24 protein-coding genes and 1 tRNA gene are annotated in these 17,097 nt (G+C 65.6%); 8 read left to right on the forward strand and 17 right to left on the reverse strand.

What is annotated here, in order from left to right; all coding sequences use genetic code 11:
- Positions 1-37: 37 nt before the first annotated feature.
- The 4 genes from Q8P38_07870 to Q8P38_07885 are packed head-to-tail and all read right to left on the reverse strand — an operon-like array spanning position 38 to position 3,179.
- Positions 38-1,048: a hypothetical protein gene (locus Q8P38_07870; protein MDP4014513.1), complete on the reverse strand. Its 1,011-nt coding sequence runs from the start codon at positions 1,046-1,048 to the stop codon at positions 38-40.
- Positions 1,049-1,085: 37 nt separating this feature from the next.
- Entirely contained in the window at positions 1,086-1,340 is a 255-nt protein-coding gene (locus Q8P38_07875; GenBank protein MDP4014514.1) for a hypothetical protein, read from the reverse strand.
- Position 1,341: 1 nt separating this feature from the next.
- Positions 1,342-2,460 carry a cytochrome b N-terminal domain-containing protein gene (locus Q8P38_07880; protein MDP4014515.1) on the reverse strand — a complete coding sequence of 373 codons (1,119 nt, stop codon included), beginning with the start codon at positions 2,458-2,460 and terminating at the stop codon, positions 1,342-1,344.
- Positions 2,457-3,179, reverse strand: coding sequence for a hypothetical protein (locus Q8P38_07885; protein MDP4014516.1), 723 nt, complete (start codon positions 3,177-3,179; stop codon positions 2,457-2,459). The genes Q8P38_07880 and Q8P38_07885 overlap by 4 nt, the downstream gene beginning before the upstream one ends.
- 167 nt (positions 3,180-3,346) lie before the next feature.
- On the opposite strand from Q8P38_07885, the gene Q8P38_07890 reads away from it, so the two are divergent.
- Both Q8P38_07890 and Q8P38_07895 read left to right on the forward strand, forming a co-directional pair.
- The gene (locus tag Q8P38_07890; GenBank protein ID MDP4014517.1) at positions 3,347-3,994 is read left to right on the forward strand and encodes a response regulator transcription factor; all 648 of its coding nucleotides are present in this window, start codon (positions 3,347-3,349) and stop codon (positions 3,992-3,994) included.
- A 67-nt stretch (positions 3,995-4,061) separates the two neighbouring features.
- Complete coding sequence (locus tag Q8P38_07895; GenBank protein MDP4014518.1) at positions 4,062-5,453, forward strand: histidine kinase; 1,392 nt, start codon at positions 4,062-4,064, stop codon at positions 5,451-5,453.
- A 78-nt stretch (positions 5,454-5,531) separates the two neighbouring features.
- Here the strand turns inward: Q8P38_07895 and Q8P38_07900 are convergent, their stop codons facing one another.
- The 9 genes from Q8P38_07900 to Q8P38_07940 form a co-directional block, all read right to left on the reverse strand.
- Positions 5,532-6,845 (reverse strand): hypothetical protein, encoded by a 1,314-nt coding sequence (locus tag Q8P38_07900; protein ID MDP4014519.1) that lies wholly within the window; start codon positions 6,843-6,845, stop codon positions 5,532-5,534.
- A 76-nt stretch (positions 6,846-6,921) separates the two neighbouring features.
- Entirely contained in the window at positions 6,922-7,713 is a 792-nt protein-coding gene (locus tag Q8P38_07905) for a hypothetical protein (GenBank protein ID MDP4014520.1), read from the reverse strand.
- Positions 7,714-7,924: 211 nt separating this feature from the next.
- The gene (locus tag Q8P38_07910; protein MDP4014521.1) at positions 7,925-8,362 is read right to left on the reverse strand and encodes a hypothetical protein; all 438 of its coding nucleotides are present in this window, start codon (positions 8,360-8,362) and stop codon (positions 7,925-7,927) included.
- A gap of 220 nt (positions 8,363-8,582) precedes the next feature.
- The gene (locus tag Q8P38_07915) at positions 8,583-8,873 is read right to left on the reverse strand and encodes a pentapeptide repeat-containing protein (GenBank protein ID MDP4014522.1); all 291 of its coding nucleotides are present in this window, start codon (positions 8,871-8,873) and stop codon (positions 8,583-8,585) included.
- Between the two features lie 207 nt (positions 8,874-9,080).
- On the reverse strand, positions 9,081-9,680 hold the full coding sequence (locus Q8P38_07920) for a pentapeptide repeat-containing protein (protein ID MDP4014523.1): 600 nt from the start codon (positions 9,678-9,680) through the stop codon (positions 9,081-9,083).
- A gap of 103 nt (positions 9,681-9,783) precedes the next feature.
- Positions 9,784-10,314, reverse strand: coding sequence for a pentapeptide repeat-containing protein (locus tag Q8P38_07925; protein ID MDP4014524.1), 531 nt, complete (start codon positions 10,312-10,314; stop codon positions 9,784-9,786).
- A 502-nt stretch (positions 10,315-10,816) separates the two neighbouring features.
- Complete coding sequence (locus Q8P38_07930) at positions 10,817-11,056, reverse strand: hypothetical protein (protein MDP4014525.1); 240 nt, start codon at positions 11,054-11,056, stop codon at positions 10,817-10,819.
- Positions 11,053-11,301 (reverse strand): ribbon-helix-helix domain-containing protein, encoded by a 249-nt coding sequence (locus tag Q8P38_07935; protein MDP4014526.1) that lies wholly within the window; start codon positions 11,299-11,301, stop codon positions 11,053-11,055. Before Q8P38_07935 ends, Q8P38_07930 begins: the two co-directional genes overlap by 4 nt.
- A gap of 144 nt (positions 11,302-11,445) precedes the next feature.
- Positions 11,446-11,519, reverse strand: a tRNA-Pro gene (locus Q8P38_07940).
- A gap of 111 nt (positions 11,520-11,630) precedes the next feature.
- Here Q8P38_07940 and Q8P38_07945 point away from each other — a divergent pair.
- Both Q8P38_07945 and Q8P38_07950 read left to right on the forward strand, forming a co-directional pair.
- Complete coding sequence (locus tag Q8P38_07945; GenBank protein MDP4014527.1) at positions 11,631-11,858, forward strand: hypothetical protein; 228 nt, start codon at positions 11,631-11,633, stop codon at positions 11,856-11,858.
- Positions 11,855-12,280 carry a PIN domain-containing protein gene (locus Q8P38_07950; protein ID MDP4014528.1) on the forward strand — a complete coding sequence of 142 codons (426 nt, stop codon included), beginning with the start codon at positions 11,855-11,857 and terminating at the stop codon, positions 12,278-12,280. The genes Q8P38_07945 and Q8P38_07950 overlap by 4 nt, the downstream gene beginning before the upstream one ends.
- On the opposite strand, the gene Q8P38_07955 is transcribed toward Q8P38_07950, so the two are convergent.
- Both Q8P38_07955 and ald read right to left on the reverse strand, forming a co-directional pair.
- Entirely contained in the window at positions 12,219-13,286 is a 1,068-nt protein-coding gene (locus Q8P38_07955; protein MDP4014529.1) for a hypothetical protein, read from the reverse strand. The genes Q8P38_07950 and Q8P38_07955 overlap by 62 nt on opposite strands.
- 4 nt (positions 13,287-13,290) lie before the next feature.
- Complete coding sequence (gene ald / locus Q8P38_07960) at positions 13,291-14,412, reverse strand: alanine dehydrogenase (protein ID MDP4014530.1); 1,122 nt, start codon at positions 14,410-14,412, stop codon at positions 13,291-13,293.
- A gap of 119 nt (positions 14,413-14,531) precedes the next feature.
- Between ald and Q8P38_07965 the strand changes: the two genes are divergently transcribed.
- From Q8P38_07965 to Q8P38_07975, 3 genes are read left to right on the forward strand one after another with little or no spacing between them, the layout of a single operon-like run.
- A complete protein-coding gene (locus tag Q8P38_07965) occupies positions 14,532-14,852 on the forward strand; it encodes a hypothetical protein (GenBank protein MDP4014531.1) in 321 nt (106 codons plus the stop codon).
- A 48-nt stretch (positions 14,853-14,900) separates the two neighbouring features.
- The gene (locus Q8P38_07970) at positions 14,901-15,074 is read left to right on the forward strand and encodes a hypothetical protein (GenBank protein ID MDP4014532.1); all 174 of its coding nucleotides are present in this window, start codon (positions 14,901-14,903) and stop codon (positions 15,072-15,074) included.
- Positions 15,071-15,478 (forward strand): type II toxin-antitoxin system VapC family toxin, encoded by a 408-nt coding sequence (locus Q8P38_07975; protein ID MDP4014533.1) that lies wholly within the window; start codon positions 15,071-15,073, stop codon positions 15,476-15,478. The genes Q8P38_07970 and Q8P38_07975 overlap by 4 nt, the downstream gene beginning before the upstream one ends.
- A 97-nt stretch (positions 15,479-15,575) precedes the next feature.
- Here Q8P38_07975 and Q8P38_07980 read toward each other — a convergent pair whose 3' ends face one another.
- A complete protein-coding gene (locus Q8P38_07980) occupies positions 15,576-15,758 on the reverse strand; it encodes a hypothetical protein (GenBank protein ID MDP4014534.1) in 183 nt (60 codons plus the stop codon).
- 194 nt (positions 15,759-15,952) lie between these two features.
- Here Q8P38_07980 and Q8P38_07985 point away from each other — a divergent pair, with 194 nt between their 5' ends.
- Positions 15,953-16,939: a C40 family peptidase gene (locus tag Q8P38_07985; protein ID MDP4014535.1), complete on the forward strand. Its 987-nt coding sequence runs from the start codon at positions 15,953-15,955 to the stop codon at positions 16,937-16,939.
- An 18-nt stretch (positions 16,940-16,957) separates the two neighbouring features.
- Here Q8P38_07985 and Q8P38_07990 read toward each other — a convergent pair whose 3' ends face one another.
- Positions 16,958-17,089: a hypothetical protein gene (locus Q8P38_07990; GenBank protein MDP4014536.1), complete on the reverse strand. Its 132-nt coding sequence runs from the start codon at positions 17,087-17,089 to the stop codon at positions 16,958-16,960.
- Between the last annotated feature and the right edge of the window lie 8 nt (positions 17,090-17,097).

Raw genomic sequence — 17,097 nt, forward strand, 5'->3', positions numbered from 1 at the left:
TCCGATCGCGATGGGCCACCGGAAAGCGTTCAGGAGTCTACGCGGATCGGGCTGTCCAACGCCCATCAATGCGAGGGGCTTGACCCGTCGGCGCGACCGGGCGATAGCGGTCCAACGCGCGCTCGGTGCGCAGCAGTGCGCGCAGGCCGAAGCGGGCTAGACCGCCGAGTAGGGCTATCGCTCCCAGCGGCGGTCTCGCCCCGGGCTCCCAGTCGGCTAGCTTCGGCAGCATGCCGGAGTCGGCGCAGCCTTCCAGGGAGAACACATACAGCCGCTCGGTCCCGAAGGAGGCCGCCCAGTCGAGTTGTTGCTGGACCTGTCCCCAGTCGAGCACCCGGGGTCCGTCCTGGTCGGCGAAGACGCCGCCTCCGGTGACGCCGATGGCCGCAGCCCGGTTGCCCCGGAGGAACGCCAGCGCGAGCGCCCTGCCCAGGTACGTCGAGTACGCCATCGGCACGCGGTCGTCCGCTGGGGCGTCGACAATCCCGAGGACCCTGCGAAGCAGGGTGGAGCCAGCCCTCACCTCGTCCAAGATCAGCGGGATGCAGTACGTCTCGACGCTCCGGCCGGTTCGGCGGATCGCCTCACAAAGTTGGGCGTACGCGGATTCGGCGGCGTCGATCGTCGCGCGGCTCCTGCGCCGCCGGATCAGGCGGACGAGTGCTGGCAGGCCGTCGTGGATCAGCTCGTCCAGGTCCTTCCGTGGAGGCTCGATGTCCAGCCCGACTCTTGCTAGGCGAAGGTCATTCTCGTGGGCGAAGGCGTCCAGCTCGCGGAAGCGGCCCAACGCTTTCTCCGCGTTGTCGGCGTTGAGCCAGTAGCCGTCAGCCGGGTCGAGCAACAGCCAGGCCGTGACCTCAATGCCACGAGCCTCGAGCGCCCGAATGGCCTGCGCCCGCTCGGCGCTCAGATCCAGCATCGCCATCGAGATGCCGAACCGCCCCGTGCGCAGAGCAGCATCGACTTCTCCCCGCGCCAGAAGCTCGACGAGTTCCGGAGCCTCGAGTTCGGTGAACAGCGTGATCGGGACCCGCGAGCTGCGCTCCATGGGGGCAGCCTATGAGGCGAAGGTTGCCCGTGTCCTATCACCCGAGCCGCGAGGGGACCCTCCCCAGCCGGCGGCGTGGACCCGGTGCCGCCCGACCGATTGCCAGCATCAGGCGACACACCTGAGTGATGACCAGCGCCAGAGCGATACCTGTCAGGGCTAGGGCGATTCCAGCCAGCGGTCCCGGCTCGGCGGTGACAACCCTTGAGAGCAAACCCACCAGCAGGATCGCGACGACGGTCAGCAGCCAGAACCACCGCTGAGCCCGCCGCAACGCAACCGTCGGATCCATGTCAAGCCCCCATCATCTCGAGGTGCTCCTGGGCGGGCTGAAGCAGCATCATGAGTGTTAGCGCTATGTAGGCGATCAGGAACAAGGCGCCGAGGGCGAGTGCGACCCTGCGCCGTTTCGGGTGCCGGGCCGGGTTGCGGTCGACGAACGGAACGATGAAGAGCACCCCGAACAGGCCCGCTGACCCCCATAGGATGCCCGGGAGCCCGATCCAGTTCTCGAGAGTGAACATGGGCCAGAACTGCCACAGCGGCGTAGTGATCTCCAAACCCGACGCCGGTGGCGTGCCGATGCCGGTCGGCACGACCAACGCGAGCAGACCGAGGATGCCGACCAACGCGAGGCCGAACGCGGAGATCCGCCGCATGTGCTGGGTGAACGGCTCGGTCGGCTCGCTGGCCGGAGCCTGACCGTCACCCGTGTCTGGCAGCAGAGGATGCGGACTGATCTTGTGCCGCTTGATGAGCAGGACGTGAAGAAACAGCAGCACGACAATCAATATCGGAATGATCGCCACATGTGCGGCGTAGATCCGAGCTAGCACGGAGATGTCGGGCGCGAACTCAGGAGTGAAGAAGGACCCGGCTGGACCGAGGAGTTCAGCTGCCGCGATGTTGTGTCCGAGCGCCTCGAAGCCTTCCTGGTCCCACTTGAGCACGCTGCCTGTGAAGATGGCCAGGAAGGTGAGCACGAACATGCTCACTCCGATCAGGTAGTTGCCCTCACGCGGCTTCTTGTACGACGCCGTCAGGAACACCCGCAACAGATGCAGACCGGCGAGCACGTACATCGCCTGCGCTGCCCAGAAGTGGATGTCGCGGATGAACGCGCCGCCGGGTACGTCGGTCATGATGTCCCGGACCGACTGGTTCGCGTCCGTTGGGTACGGGGAGTACCACTGAGCCAGAGCCATGCCCGTGACGATCAGCACGACGAGACTCACCGCAGTCAGACCACCGAGGCTCCAGGCGAGTCGGTTGGAGTGCTCCGGGACGGGGTACTTCAGTGCGCCGATCCCCATGCGCTCATCGATGACGGCAACGACCCGCCGGACGAGGCCTGTGCGGTGGCGTGAGTCCGGGGACGGCGACGCGGCGTGGGATTCGGTCGTTGTGGTCATCGTGGCTCCCCTTCGGTCAAGCTCTCGCGGAGGTCTTCCAGGGATTTGCGCGGTCGCCAACGGTAGGCCAGCAACAGGCCGGCTACGATCGCTGCGGCTGAGAGAGCGGCCAGCGCTGCCGCCGCGCCACCCCATTCAGTACGGCCCGAAAGCGAGTCGAGCATCGCGGTCGTCCCCGTCTCATCCCCAACGACCGGCTCCGTGATGGGTGCGATCGACGACTGCAGCAGGGCACGTACGGCGACCATGTCTCCGGCCTCGAGCGCCTCCTCAGCTTCGGCGACCTTAGTCAGGTCCACTCCGGACTTGTCGGGTGCCTCAAGCGCGTCCTCGATCTTCTCGGCGATGGCCTCGAAGTGGCCGGGGCGGTCGTTGGCCAAGTGCGCCAGGGCGTCTATCACTAGATCCCGCGACTCACCGCTTTCGGCGTGCTCGTCCGATTCGCCTTCCCCACCGCCCGGCTCATCCATCTCATCGCCGCCGCTATCCTTCTCGCCGCTATCCTTCCCGCTGCGGTCCTTCCCGCTGCGATCCTTCTCGCGATCCTCGTCATCGTCGTCGCCATGAGCGAGCAGGGTGACACCGTCTGCGCCACCCTGCCCGTCACCGTCGTGGTCGCTTTGCGCGAGCACGGGCGCCACCGGCAGCAGCATGAATAGCCCGGTCACCAGTGCCACGAGCAGCTGCCGCTGCCCAGTTCTACGTCGGCGTGCGTCCATGGTCTCCACCCCTTCGACCACTCAGGTGCCCCCCACGAGTCTCACGATCGACTCACGACGAGCGATCCGGCACAGTAGTCGCCGCCAGCCCTGGTACCGGATCTCCGCCAAACCTCATGGGTGATCCCACGTACACCGCAGTGGCGGTTCCGCGTACCGTCGATGGTGTGGACGCTGACCCGATCCGTGTACTTGTCGTGGACGACCACGCCCTGCACCGTGATGGGACCCGACAGATCCTCGAGCAAGAACCGGACCTTGAAGTGGTCGGCGACGCGGAGTCCGGCGAGCTTGCGCTCGCGATGGTGAGTGAGCACCGGCCGACTGTCGTGCTTATGGATATCAGGCTTCCTGGGATGAGCGGGATTGAGGCAACGCGTCGCATTAGCGAGCGGCATCCTGACGTGCGTGTGCTCGTGGTGACGGCCTACGACGACGACGAATACGTACGGGGAGCCCTCGAAGCTGGTGCGGCCGGCTACCTCATCAAGACTGTCGCAGCTCGCGAGCTCGTTGAAGCGGTCCGGGCTGTCGCCACCGGGAACGCCGTCCTACAGCCGGGTCTGCTCCACTCCTTGCTCGCCGACCACGCCGTCGGCGCCGACAATCTGACCGAGCGCGAACTTGCGGTGCTGCGGCTTATCGCCGACGGGCTGCGCAACAAGCAGATCGCCACACGTCTGGGGATCAGCGCCCGCACCGTCGAACGGCACTGCGACAACATCTACGGCAAACTAGGCGTCGGCTCGCGCACTGAGGCGGTCGTCCGAGCCTTGTCCAACAAGCTGGTCCGAGTCGCCGATGACCCGCGCTGACCCGCTCTCGGCGGACTGTTCAGTTACGGGCGGAACGCACGGGTGGCTCCGCTCGGTACTCCCGCCCGTGGGTCAGATCCGCTTCTGGATAGTGCAGGCCAGCGTCGCACTGCTCGCGGCCGCGCACGACTTCGGTCTTGAGCCATCCCTGGTCTTCGGGTTGCCAGCGCCGTTCACATCCTGGCTGCTGCTGATCCCAGTCGTCTACGCCGCAGTGACCTTCGGGCTGCGAGGGGCGGTCGCCACGTCGCTGTGGGGGACGTTGCTTGTCGTCGCGCACTGGCCGTTTCCCATGGATCAGACCCCCGCGCATGTGTGGATCGAGCTGCGCTTCGTCCTGATACTCAATGTGGTCGCGATCATCGTCGGTCAGCGGGTCGAGAGCGAGCAGCAAGCCAGGCTGCGGGCCGAAGCAGCCGCCCGAAGCGTCCGAATCGCCAAGGCGCGTTACCACAGCCTGTTCGACGGTCAACCGTCACCTGTGATCATTACTGACGTCACCGGTGTGGTGAGCGAGGTCAATGCCGCAGCCGTCACCCTGTTCGGCCGCGACCCTGCCGGACAGCCGTCCGCTGAACTGCTGGGAGACGAGGCCGCCGATGTTCTTGGCGGTGCGCCCCATCGCCTGATGTTGCACGATGGGCAGGGGCAGGACCGGCTTTTCGTGCCGACGGCGCGCGAACTCGCCACGGACGACGGCACGTACCTCGTCCAGGTCGTGCTCACCGACGTGACGGAAGAGCACCGGCGTCATGAGGAGCAGCGCTACTTCGCCAGTCAACTCCTAGCCGTGCAAGAGGAGGAGCGGCGCAGGCTCGCACGCGAACTGCACGACGACCCGCTGCAGAACGTCATGTTTCTCACCCGAGCGCTGGACGATCTCAGCCACGAATCTGAGATTCCGGAAGCTGTCGCCCAGCGACTCAACGTCATCGGTGGCGTCGCCGACGACGCCGCGACAGCTCTGCGCAAGCTGATCCACGGGCTCCGGCCAAGCGTCCTTGATGACCTCGGACTCGTGTCTGCGTTGCGGCAGCTGGTCAACGAGGCACGGAACCGCAGCCGGTTGGTTGTCGACTTCACTGCTACGGGTCCGGAGGCCCGGCTGCCAGCACAGGTGGAGCTCGCCGCCTACCGCATCGCCCAGGAGTCCCTCAACAACGTGATCCGACACGCCGACGCCACTCGAGCGACCGTTCGCTTGCGGTTCGGCGAGCAGCTGACCCTGACGATCACTGACGACGGAAGTGGCATTCCCCCGAGCAAGTCCCCGGGCGACCCAGTGCCTGGGCTCGGACTCATCGGCATGCGGGAACGGGTCAACATGACAGGGGGCACGCTCACTGTCGGGCGCGTGTCCCCTCACGGGACCCGCGTGCGGGCAAGGCTGCCCTGCGTTCATCCCGGAAACCAACAGCGCGCGGGAGTTCGCCTGCGCAGGCGTGCCAGCTCCACCTGAGCGCTCGTGTGCTGGGTGCTATTCGGACGACTCCTCGGCGATCGGTTGAGCAGTCAGCTACCGCGTCGCGTCCGAGCGTCAGGTGACCTCCCACCTGATCCATCTGCTGCCCTCACCTGCCTTCACGCGCTTGACGCGGCTGATGATGGCCGGAAGCGCGGCGACGCCCACAACCGCGTTGGACAGCAGCAGCGCAAGGCCCGCGCCGGAGATGCCCATCGTCGGCGCTAGTGCGTATGTCAGACCGAGGGTCCCCAGGGCGATGATCAAGTAGGCCCCCGCGATAGACAGCAGGCGGTTTTCCAGCCACATGAACGTTGACCAGAAGCTCCTGAGGGTGAAGAAGGGCACCGCGAGACCGATCAAGCGAAGCGCCGGGGTCGCGGCGTCCTGGTAGCCAGGAGCGATGATCGCCAGAATGAGCGGGGCCGCTATCACAACGACCAGGCCCCCGAGTACGCCGACGACGAACATCATCGCGCCCAGCCTGCGAAGCGCCGCCGCCGTGATGGCATCGCCGGAGCGTACGTGGTAGCAGAAGGACTGTGAGATGTTGCTGAGCAGCGCAGCGAACGACGCCCCGACGAGCCAGGCGATCGCTAAGTAGCCGTTCTGCTCCGGCCCCAGGGTCAACGTGACCAGGATAGGTACCCCGAGGATCGCGAGTTGGCTGGTAATAGACGCCGCGTACTGGGAGAAGAGCAGCGGCCACAGCTCACGTCGCGGCGGCAGGGGTATCGATTCTTCCGCGCGCTCACGCGCCGGAACGACACGGCCGAACACGTAGACGGAGATGATCACTGCCGATGCGGCGGCGGGGATGATCCACGCCATGAAGATCCCCGACACGAAGCTGACCGACGCCAGCACTGGAAGCAGCGCGATCTTGGCGACCGCGAAGAGAGTGTTCTCAATCGGGATGATCGACGAGCGGCCGAGCCCGAGCAGTGCCTGATCCTGAATCGCGAACAGCGTCAGCGTCAGCGTGCCAACAACGAACACTGTCTTGGCGACGAGGCCTTCGTCGTTGTCGATGTCGGAGACGATGACGACGGCCAGGAGCCCCGCCAGCACCGCGCAGGCTGACACGACGAGGTAGATGCGGCGGATGATCCATCCGGTGTACCGTCCGGCCCGCGGTACGTAGCGGCTGCACACCGAGCCGAGACTGAGCTGCGCGATCAAGGCCAGCAGTGTCGCAGCGGATAGGGCGGCGTTGGCTTCTCCGACTTCCTCGGTGGAGAACATGCGGGCGGCCACAGCCCAGAACACGACGCCCAGACCCGCCGTGATCACGGTGGAGGTCACCAGGTTCGTCGCTGTGCGAACGACGTCGTTGCTGCTGCCGGCCGCTGGAGCCAAGCGCTCCGGGGGAGGTTCGGCCTGGGGCATGGATCAATCCTGGCACGACCCCGCGGACACGAGGCGGGGTTCGCCGCAAGCTCAACCTCGCATGGCAGGGACGAGGCTAAATGGACTTGGCGAACCGGTACAGCCGCCTCCGCTGGAGCCTGGCCATCCCAAGGACGTCAGGAACCCGACCCAGCAGTTCGAGTCCGAATGTCCGCTCCCCCAGGTACAGGGACACGAACAGCCGCAGGTAGTCGCGCAATGCGGCGCCGTCGAGAGGCCGCAGATTCCTGTATCCATCCACGAAGCTCGCCGCGACCTGGGTCGGGTCGTCGATCCGCAGTGGCTCGCGGATCCGTTGGTAGTGGAGGTCGACCATGAACGCTGAAACATCCCACATCGCGCTTCCGTGCGTCGCGAGAAACATCGCCCAAGGTGGCGATGCCCAGTCGAGGATCACGAGCTGATCTGTTTCGGCTCTGTACTGGATGTTCGACAGCGTGAAGTCGCCGTGCAGCGGGACAGGGTCAGGCGTGTCGAACGGAGCAGGCATCAAGGTCACTTCGGCTTCAGGTAGGCGCATGTGGAGATGGATTGAAGCCAGGGCTAATCCGGCCCTGCGCGCGAGCTCCGGATTCGCGGATTCTGCCAGCGTCTGCCGCAGGGAGACGAGCCCCGGAACACGCACCATCTCGAGGCGTCCGACGTCCTCGGAGACTAGATCCGGCACTTCGAAACCGCGCATCCCACGTGGTATGGCGACCGCCGCCCGCATCTCAAGGGCCTCTCGGGATACGCGTGCCGGATTCTCGATCTTGACGACCGAGTGCTCCCCGACGCGGACCACTGCCCTCGTCGGTCTTGGGGCCACGAGCCGCCGTAAGCGGGACGCCCTTGAAGTCAGCGACATCGGCCACCCTTGGTGTCTTCGAGTGCGGACGGCGTGATCACAGCCACCGCCATCATGCCGGGAATGCATGGGCGTGTCTCCCCGACGAGTGCGTGCTCATTCAGGGACCCATGATGCAGAGGTGAGTAGCCCGGGGGGAGTTGCACCCCCCGGCTACTCACCTTCGCATCACCTTGCTGGGTAGCGCCTCGCCCCTTGGTCGCGCGACGGGTCAGTTACAGACTTCCGCGTAGTAGGCCACGACGACCGGTCTGGCGGCTGTCTGTGCGGCTGCCTGCTTCTTGGTCACTGTCCCCGCCGCGGTGTTCTTGATGGCGGTGCTGATGGCTTGGTAGGCCTGTTTGACATTGTCGGGCGCGTCGGCCGGTACGGAATCGACCATTGCCTGGGTTTCCGCCAGGTATACCTGATACGCAGCCTTGATCTGTTCCGGGTCGCCGCTCTCGATCGCGGCCTTGACGTTGACGCTTGCCGCCGACGTACCCCATGTCGTGACAGCGGTGCAGTATTGAGTCTGCTCGGCGGTCAGGCCCGTGTCCGTTGCGCTCGGTGTTCCAGAAGTGGTGCCGGAACAGCCCGCGAGAAGTGCGGTAGTGATCGCCGCAGCGCCGAAGATGCCGATCGCGGCTGTTCTTGTCCGGGTCTTCATACACTCTCCAAAGGTTAGGTCGGGGCGCTCTTCCAGCGGGCTGCCTCGAGTCTAGCTCCCCCTTTCTGCCGGGGATGATAGCTCCCGCTCGACCCGCACTAGCGCGATTGCCCGAGTCCGCCCTTCGGAGGTCTTGCTGGCCAATCCGATGTCGCTGATCTATCCGACAACATTCTCAGCTGAGGTATGTCTGAGTCAGAGCGAGAGGGGAACTGGGGCACTAGAGACACTCGTTGTGTGAGCCGCTGGGCACGCACGTCCTGCCATCGACCCAAATCGCCCCGGTCAGGTTCGCCCTGGAGAGGCTCGCCTCGCGCAGGTTCGCCCCGGTCAGGTCCGCCCCGGAGAGGCTCGCCCCGGTCAGGTCACAGTCGGCGAGGTTCGCATCGGGCGCCTTGGGGATCTCAAAGCAGTCCCTCAGGGTTGGAGCCGCCGAGGCCGTGGGCCCGCCGGCCTCTCGGAGTGGTTCGGTGTCGGTCGGCGCGGCGCACGCTCCCAGCGCCAAGGCCACACCAACACCAATCGTCGTGATTCCCGTTAGCTTGATGCGCGTACTGCCAGTGTTTCAGCAGCCACTCGCTGTGTCTAGCCTCGGCAGAGACTCACCAGTCGTGGCCCCGTGCGGAAGTCACATGCCGCATGTCCAGCAATGCCCGCCGCTGGTGGACGCCACCTCCCGACAGGGAACTCCCGAATCAGCGCACTTGAAACCGCGACACTAGCGGCACTCGCCGCGTGAGCCGGGCCCGCACGTCCTGCCATCGACCCAAATGGCATCGGGCAGGTTCGCCCCGCGCAGGTTCGCACCGGACAGATCCGCGCTGCGAAGGCTCGCGTTGCGCAGGTTCGCACCGGACAGATCCGCCCCGGACAGTCTCGCCCCGCGCAGGTCCGCGGCGATCAGGTTCGCCCCGGACAGTCTCGCCTCGCGCAGGTCCGCCCTGGAGAGGCTCGCCCCGGCCAGTCTTGCCTCGCGCAGGTCCGCCCTGGAGAGGCTCGCCCCGGCCAGTCTTGCCCCGCGCAGGTCCGCCCTGGAGAGGCTCGCGCCGGACAGGTACGCCCCGGTCAGGTTCGCCCTATGCAGGTTCGCCCCGGACAGGTCCGCCCCGGAGAGACTCGCCCCGGACAGGTCACAGTCGGCAAGGTTCGCATCGGGCGCCTTGGGGGTCTTCGAGCAGTCCCCCAGGGTTGGAGCCGCCGAGGCCGTAGGCCCGCCGGCCTCTCGGAACGGTTCGGTGTCGGTCGGTGCGGCGCACGCGCCCAGCGCCAAGGCCACAGCAACGCCGAGCGCCTGGATTCCCGTTAGCTTGATGCGCATATCGCCAGTGTCTCCCGAGGCACCCTCTGTTGCCAGCCGTGGAAATGACTCACCAGTCGTGGCCCCGTGCGGTAGTCACATGCCGCTCGTCCGGAAATGCCCGCTACGAGCGGCTGCATTTGCCGACTGAGCCGGGCCCGCACGGCCTGCCATCGACCCAAATCGCCCACACCAGGTCTGCCCCGGACAGGTTCGCCCCGGAGAGGTTCGCCCCGAACAGGTTCGCCGCGCCCAGGTTCGCCCCGGAGAGGCTCGCCCCGGACAGGTCCGCCCCGGAGAGGTCCGCCCTGAACAGGTTCGCCCCGGTCAGGTTCGCTCCGACCAGGTTCGCCCTGACCAGCTTCGCCCTGACCAGCTTCGCCCCGGTCAGGCTCGCCCCGGTCAGGTTCGCCCAGTTCAGGCTCGCCCCGGAGAGGTCCGCCTCGGACAGGTCCGCCCCGGTCAGGTCACAGTCGATAAGGTTCGCTTTGGGTGTCTTGGGGACGTCCGAGCAGTCCCTCAGGCCTGGAGCCGACGAGGCCGTAGGCCCGCTGGCCTCTCGGAGTGGTTCGGTGTCGGTTGGCGCGGCGCACGCACCCAGCGCCAAAGCCACACCAACACCAACCGCCGCGATTCCCGTTAGCTTCATGCGCATACGCGCAGTGTCTCACCAGTCACTCGCTGTCGCAAGCCTTGGAAAGGACTCGTCAGTTGCGACCCGGCGGTTGTCACCCGCCGCACGTCCTGCCATCGACCCAAATCGCCCAGGCCAGGTCACAGTCAGACAGGTCCGCTCGTGGCGCAATTGTGATAGTCGAGCGGTCCTTCAGGGCCGCAGCCGGAGGCCCGCCGACTCTCATCAGCGCGGAGTTTGCGGGCGAGTGGAGGCGCGGCTGGCTCTCGGGCTTCCTCAGTCACCTCTGCATCACCCCCGAACGGTGATACACCGAGTCGGGCTAGCGAGATGGAGACCCCACTTACAAGGAATCCGGTGTTTCGGACACGTCCGTCTCTACCCGATTCGTCACGGACTCTCACGGCTGTTTCCGGAGGGTAAGTGGAGGGGAATCGAATCTTCAGCCCACCAACAAAGGACTCATCCAGCAGTCGCTGACTCTGCCGCCGGGCAGCGCGCACTCGTGCCGGATGGGTCAGGATCATCCGAGAAGGTCAAGGTACTGGCGTCGTGCCTTCATGGCGTGGATCACGAGCTCGTTGCCACTGTCGAAGCGAAGGACCACGACCTCCAGAAGGCGGCCACCCCTGTCGAAGCCGAGGAGCAACTGGCGTGCTGGACTGACCTCGCTCAGGTCGCTGACGAAGAGTGCGTGTTCAGCGGCATAGACAGCGTCATCAGGATCAACTCCGTGTTTGCGCGCGGAGCCGTGGACCTTCAAGCGACGTACACACGGATGGCTGCCCGGATCGCCTCCGAACGACTGACATGGTCACGCTCGGCGCGCTCGACCAGCGCCGCCAGAAGGGTTTCATCGATGCGCACGGGAACCACCTTCCCGGGTCCGTCTCCGGCCGGCTTCCGGCCACGCTTGCGAAGCAGATCGACGTCGTAGCCTCGTTCGGCCTCATCTGCCCAGTCTTGGAGGTCCTGCTCGCTGACCGGCTTGCCATTGATCTTCTCCATGTCTAAAGCGTAATACGAAAATGGCACGGCGCAAGCGAACAGTTGAAAACCGCCACGGCCAGCTGCACCTGCCGAAGCCTTCTGGTCATAGCCCGAGGCCGCGGCCGGACGCCTGTTTTGGGAGAGTTGGCTCCCAGAACCGAGTCGGGCTGGCGGGATTTGAACCCACGACCCCTTGACCCCCAGTCAAGTGCGCTACCAAACTGCGCCACAGCCCGCCGCCCGCAGGCGTCGGCAGCAACGATACCCGGCTCGGCTCTCGTAGCGGCAAGAGGTCGGCGCCGCATCATGCGGCGCCGCAGGCCGCATCATGATGCTAGAGTCACAGCATGAGGACGACCTACACCCCTGCCGCCGACGTCGCTGCGGAGATTGACAGGCTGCGCCGCCAGCACGGGATCGGCGTGAGTGAGGCCATTGACATCCTCGCTCGGCGAGGCATGTCGGCGCAGGGGAAGCCGAAGCGGCGCCCCCGGAGCCGGACGTTCCACATGCGAGGGCGGATCGACGTATCGAACATCGGCGAAGTGCTCGACGTACTGGACAGCGCCCAGTGATCATCGACGCCAACCTCCTGCTCTACGCAGTCGATGCTGACGCATCACGCCATGCCGTAACGGCCACGTGGTGGCGAGACACACTCGACAAGCCAAGGCGCATCGGGCTTCCCTGGCAAACCATAGGGGCATTCCTGCGGATCTCGACTCACTCGCGCGTCTACGCCGACCCACTTTCCGCCGCACAAGCCTGGGGCTTTGTCTCGGAGTGGCTGGAGTTGCCCAACGTGTGGATCCCCCCAGTCAGCGAAAGAACCGCGCAAGTCCTTGGGGAACTCCTCGCATCAACCGGGGCGTCCGGCAATCTGGTCCCTGATGCGCAGCTCGCTGCGCTAGCCATAGAGAACGGCGTGACCGTGTTCAGTACCGATGGCGACTTTGCTCGCTTCCCGGGTTGCCGATGGGAGAATCCACTGGGTTGATCTGGACGGAGGTGGCAACCTGCTTCCGGCCCCGTCGGCCCGCGATCCAACCCGCAAGCGCCAAGATGATCCCCAGCACCAGCAGCCCTATCCACGCTCGGGTCAGGTTGGCCAGCAGCGTTTGATAGAAGACGGCGCTGGCCTCGGCGAACGCGGTGTCGGCCAACGCGTCCGTGAACCCGCTTTCCCCGAATGCCAACCCCACTGCGAGCACGATCGCGGACACGGCCAAGAGCACGCCCACGATGAGAGTCATGCGAGCGCGCCTCCGAGACAGCAGGACGGCTGCGACATAGAACAAGGCCACGACTACCACCAGCCATAAAGACACCGGATCGGCGAACCGGTAGATGTTCTGGGCCGCTTCCAACTCCTCGGAATCCAGAAGCACGATCTTGCTTTCGGAGTCCGGCACGGCAATCAGCGCCGCCGGCCCGAACCCGCGCTCCACGAGGGCGGTCTTGACCGCCTCGATGATGGACGAGGTGTCTAGGACGAGCTTGCCATCGGACAGTTGAGCGGGGCCTGCGGTGTCGCCGGACAGCGCCGCGATCAGTACCGAGTGCAGCGCGGTGTTGGCTTTCACCCACAGGGCCTGGAACTGCTCAGAGGCCAGGATCCTCCTGGTTACGCTTTCGACGAGCGCGGGTAGCGCGTTCTCCAGGGTCGTTTCGAGCGTCCTAACGATGGCGGGATCATCTACAGCGCCGCCAAGCGTGTCGCGCACGAACCCTCGCACATCAATCTCTTGGCTGACGGCTTCAGCGACGGCGGCGGCAACCGCATCTTGGATCTCCCGCTCCTGGGCGAGAGCGCCGACCGTCTCGACGTATGTCTCGGTTTGAGTGAGTGTCCGGTTGCCCCAGAAAGCCACGACCGACGGGACAGTCAACACGAAGGCCAGGACCAGGCAGATCCACGCGGCCACTGAACGCAAGCCTCCTGCCGTGACCCGAGGCCCTTTCTGGGCCGGCGGTGTGATGGGTGCGATGTCCGCTGTTGCCATGGGATCAATCCTCCGATATCGCGGTAAGCGCGGCGACCGACTCGCGGCCCTGGGCTTCGGCGACTGCCTCGTGGGTCAGCCGCCCCCGACACACATTCAGCCCATCGAGCAGGTGGGGGTCGGCGAGGCAGGCATCCCGGTAACCCTTGCTGGCCAGTGCCACGACGAACGGCAACGTGGCGTTGTTCAGGGCGAATGTGGACGTGTGGGCCACGGCGCCGGGCATGTTCGTGACGCAGTAGTGAACAACGCCGTCGACGACGTAGGTGGGGTCGGCGTGGGTTGTTGGGCGCGAGGTTTCAGCGCATCCGCCCTGGTCGATGGCCACGTCGACGATCACAGAGCCCTGCCTCATCCGCGACACCATCTGGCGCGTGATGAGCTTGGGGGCGGCTGCGCCGGAGACCAGGACGGCGCCCACGACCAGGTCTGCGTCGAGGACTTGCTCTTCGATGGCGTGGTACGTGGAGTAGATCGTGCTCAGCTTCGAGCCGAACTGTTGATCCAACTCCGAGAGTCGTGGCAGGCGTTTGTCGATCACGGTGACATGCGCCTCCAGGCCCATCGCCATCCGCGCCGCGTTCGCTCCCACGACTCCCCCGCCGACAATGACGACCTTGGCGGCTGGAACGCCTGGGACTCCCCCAAGCAAACTTCCGCGTCCGCCAGCCGAAACCTCCAGACACCTGGCTCCCGCCTGAATCGACATCCGTCCAGCGACCTCGGACATGGGCGCCAGCAGCGGAAGCCCTCCGCGATCATCTGTGACGGTCTCGTAGGCGATTGCCACGCAGCCGGATTCAATCAGCGCGTCGGTCAACGCGATGTCTGGCGCGAGGTGCAGGTACGTGAACAGGACCTGGCCATCTCGCAGCATCGCCGTCTCTTCAGGCTGAGGCTCCTTGACCTTCACGATCATGTCGGCCCGGGCGAACACTTCGTCGGCCCCGGCGACGATCTGAGCTCCAACGGCGGCGTACATGTCATCTGTCAGCCCAATGGTCGCGCCTGCTCCGCGCTCGACAAGCACTTCATGGCCGTGAACTACAAGTTCGCGCGCAGCGCTTGGAGTCAACCCGATGCGGTACTCGTGGACCTTGATTTCCTTCGGTACGCCAACAAGCATCTGGACTCCTGGCACTCCACCTGGCCGCCTGACCGAACCCCTACACGGTAACTGCTGTCGGTAACTCGTTGCAGACTTTGCGTAGGTGCTGCGGCTAGTGTCGTGAGCATGAGGGAGGGATGTTGAAGCGCAGGTTCGCCGCCGCGGCCTGCGCTGTGGCCGTTGCCGTGGCTGGCACGCAAGTCGTCCCGGCTGCTCCATCTGCCGCGTTGGCCGACCCGGCTACCGCAGCCGAAGCCAGGATCGGTCCCGGGGACGTCGCCGTGATCACAGTGGCCGTCGCCACGCTATGGAAGGCCCCACGGTCGCACCGGAGGATCGACAGGCCATCGTTGACGAACCCGGTCGACCTAGTGGCATGGAACCGGAATCTTCGGACGGCGAGCCACAGCAGCGAGCAAGGGATCGCGGTGAGCTCGTCCAAGAGCATCAGATGCTGAGCCATTGTGCCCCGACAGCGAGGCAGCTTTCGGCGTAGAGTGGTTGGTATGAGCGCGCAACCTGACGAGCCGAGCGTCGTCATAGTCATTGATGATCCGAACGCGGAAAAGCTCGTCCCGTTCACCGAATGGCTGGCTCTTGTCGGGGCGAAGGCACCGGTCACGCTGCCCAAGCCCGCCGCTCATTATCTGGATGAGGCCAGGGATGCCGGTGAGGTGTGAGCCCGGTTGTCCTCGACGCTTCGGCAGCCGTCGAAATCATCCTGAACACCGTCACAGGCCAGCAACTCAGATCCAGCGTCGCAGCTGACGACGTTTGGGTGCCTGAACACTTCTACATCGAAGTTGCTGGCGTCTTTCGCCGGATGCAACTGAACAACGCGATCACCGCGACCAACGGAGGCGAGGCATTCACCGAACTGATCGCGTTGCGGACCAATCGTGCCCAAGTCAAGACGCTTCTTCCAGCGGCGTGGGCGCTTCGCGCCAACATCACCGTTGCGGACGCTGTCTACGTCGTCTTGGCTCAGCAGCTAGCCGCGCCGCTGGTCACCGGGGACAACCGTCTTGGCCGCGCACCACCGCAGGCCCTCGGCGGAATTCAGGTCATCAGCCCAATCAGCTAACTCAAACGAGGCGAAGCTGAGCGGCGAGAAACGTCCGGTTGTGGCCAGATTCCTTGACGACTGCACCCATGTGGGTGCAGTGGATACGTGGTCGGTGCTAGCTCATCCCGTCGGCGGGGTCGCGCGCCAACATGTCGCGAACGAGCCGCACGATGGTCGCGCCCGCTCCGCGCTCGACAAGCACTTCATGGCCGTGAACTACCAGTTCGCGCGCAGCGCTTGGAGTCAGTCCGATGCGGTACTCGTGGACCTTGATTTCCTTCGGCACTCCAACAAGCATCTGGACTCCCGGCAATCCACGGGGGGCACTTCCCCTGTAGGGGACACCCCTACCCGCCGCGAAGCGGTGTGGGGGCACCTCCCGCTTGCGGGGGAGGAGCCGCCTGACCGAACCCCTTCACGGTAACGGCTACCGGTAACTTGTTGCAGACTCTGCGTAGGTGCTGCGGCTAGTGTCGTGAGCATGAGGGAGGGATGTTGAAGCGCAGGTTCGCCGCCGCGGCCTGCGCTGTGGCCGTTGCCGTGGCCGGCACGCAAGTCGTCCCGGCTGCTCCGGCTGCCGCGTTGGCCGACCCGGCTACCGCAGCCGAAGCCAGGATCGTTCGCGGCGACATCGCCGTGATCGCAGTGGCCGTCGCCACGCTTTGGAAGGCCCCACGGCTGCACCGGAGGATCGACCGGCCCTCCTTGACGAACCCTGTGGATCTAGTGGCATGGAACCGGAATCTTCGGACGGCGAGCCAGCGTCGCTGGCTGGTATCCCGAGTGCAAACCCAGGCACTGTACGGCCAGGAGGTTCTTGTCCGCGAGGTACGCGGACGCTGGGCGCGAGTTGCCGTCCTGGACGAACCCGACCCGCAGGACCCGCGAGGCTATCCGGGCTGGCTGCCGATCCGGCAGTTGGCAACCGGGTTCGATGCCGACGGCGCGTACACGGTCGTCACCAGGAAGCGCGCGACTCTGCGCCTTGACTCAGGCCGCCTGCGGGTCAGCTTCGGAACTCGCCTCCCGGTCACGGGCGAAGACGCGTCTTGGATCGACGTTCGCACTCCGGACGGCCCAGGGCGCATCCGAGCGCGCGCTGCCGGACCCCCACCCGCGGCGACACGCTCAGCGATTCTGCGTACTGGCAGGCAGTTCCTCGGGCTGAGGTATCTGTGGGGTGGACTCTCGGCGTGGGGTTTCGACTGCTCAGGATTGATCTGGGACCTGTTCAGGGCGCACGGGATGACAATCCCGCGCGACGCTGACCCTCAATTCCGTTCCGGCCGCCGGGTCAGCCTGCGCCGACTCAAGCCCGCCGACCTGCTGTTTTGGGGAACACGGAAATACGTCCACCACGTCGCGCTCTACGTCGGTAGGGGCAAGATGCTCGAGGCCCCGAACTCGGCAGGCGCGGTGCAAATCGTGAAGGTCCGTCGCGCTGGGCTTGTCGGCGCCAGACGCTACCTGACCAGGTAGCGGGGCACGAACCTGAAGCTACCGCTGGCGCTTGGTGCGAACCCGCAGGCCGATGCGGATTGGGGTACCGACGAAGCCGAATTCCTCACGGAGCGAGCGCTCGATGAATCGGCGATACCCGGCCTCCAGGAAGCCCGAAGTGAACAGCACGAACGTTG

It is taken from the genome of Candidatus Nanopelagicales bacterium (genome assembly GCA_030700225.1).
Lineage (GTDB): Bacteria > Actinomycetota > Actinomycetes > S36-B12.

Coding starts and splice junctions, on each gene's coding strand:
- Q8P38_07925 (MDP4014524.1), bottom strand. CDS start 10,314: ATGCGCATGAAGCTAACGGGAATCGCGGCGGTTGGTGTTGGTGTGGCT.
- Q8P38_07900 (MDP4014519.1), bottom strand. CDS start 6,845: ATGCCCCAGGCCGAACCTCCCCCGGAGCGCTTGGCTCCAGCGGCCGGC.
- Q8P38_07880 (MDP4014515.1), bottom strand. CDS start 2,460: ATGACCACAACGACCGAATCCCACGCCGCGTCGCCGTCCCCGGACTCA.
- Q8P38_07965 (MDP4014531.1), top strand. CDS start 14,532: ATGTTGAAGCGCAGGTTCGCCGCCGCGGCCTGCGCTGTGGCCGTTGCC.
- Q8P38_07985 (MDP4014535.1), top strand. CDS start 15,953: ATGTTGAAGCGCAGGTTCGCCGCCGCGGCCTGCGCTGTGGCCGTTGCC.
- Q8P38_07945 (MDP4014527.1), top strand. CDS start 11,631: ATGAGGACGACCTACACCCCTGCCGCCGACGTCGCTGCGGAGATTGAC.
- Q8P38_07905 (MDP4014520.1), bottom strand. CDS start 7,713: ATGTCGCTGACTTCAAGGGCGTCCCGCTTACGGCGGCTCGTGGCCCCA.
- Q8P38_07980 (MDP4014534.1), bottom strand. CDS start 15,758: ATGCTTGTTGGAGTGCCGAAGGAAATCAAGGTCCACGAGTACCGCATC.
- Q8P38_07870 (MDP4014513.1), bottom strand. CDS start 1,048: ATGGAGCGCAGCTCGCGGGTCCCGATCACGCTGTTCACCGAACTCGAG.
- Q8P38_07885 (MDP4014516.1), bottom strand. CDS start 3,179: ATGGACGCACGCCGACGTAGAACTGGGCAGCGGCAGCTGCTCGTGGCA.
- Q8P38_07875 (MDP4014514.1), bottom strand. CDS start 1,340: ATGGATCCGACGGTTGCGTTGCGGCGGGCTCAGCGGTGGTTCTGGCTG.
- Q8P38_07910 (MDP4014521.1), bottom strand. CDS start 8,362: ATGAAGACCCGGACAAGAACAGCCGCGATCGGCATCTTCGGCGCTGCG.
- Q8P38_07970 (MDP4014532.1), top strand. CDS start 14,901: ATGAGCGCGCAACCTGACGAGCCGAGCGTCGTCATAGTCATTGATGAT.
- Q8P38_07935 (MDP4014526.1), bottom strand. CDS start 11,301: ATGGAGAAGATCAATGGCAAGCCGGTCAGCGAGCAGGACCTCCAAGAC.
- Q8P38_07920 (MDP4014523.1), bottom strand. CDS start 9,680: ATGCGCATCAAGCTAACGGGAATCCAGGCGCTCGGCGTTGCTGTGGCC.
- ald (MDP4014530.1), bottom strand. CDS start 14,412: ATGCTTGTTGGCGTACCGAAGGAAATCAAGGTCCACGAGTACCGCATC.
- Q8P38_07955 (MDP4014529.1), bottom strand. CDS start 13,286: ATGGCAACAGCGGACATCGCACCCATCACACCGCCGGCCCAGAAAGGG.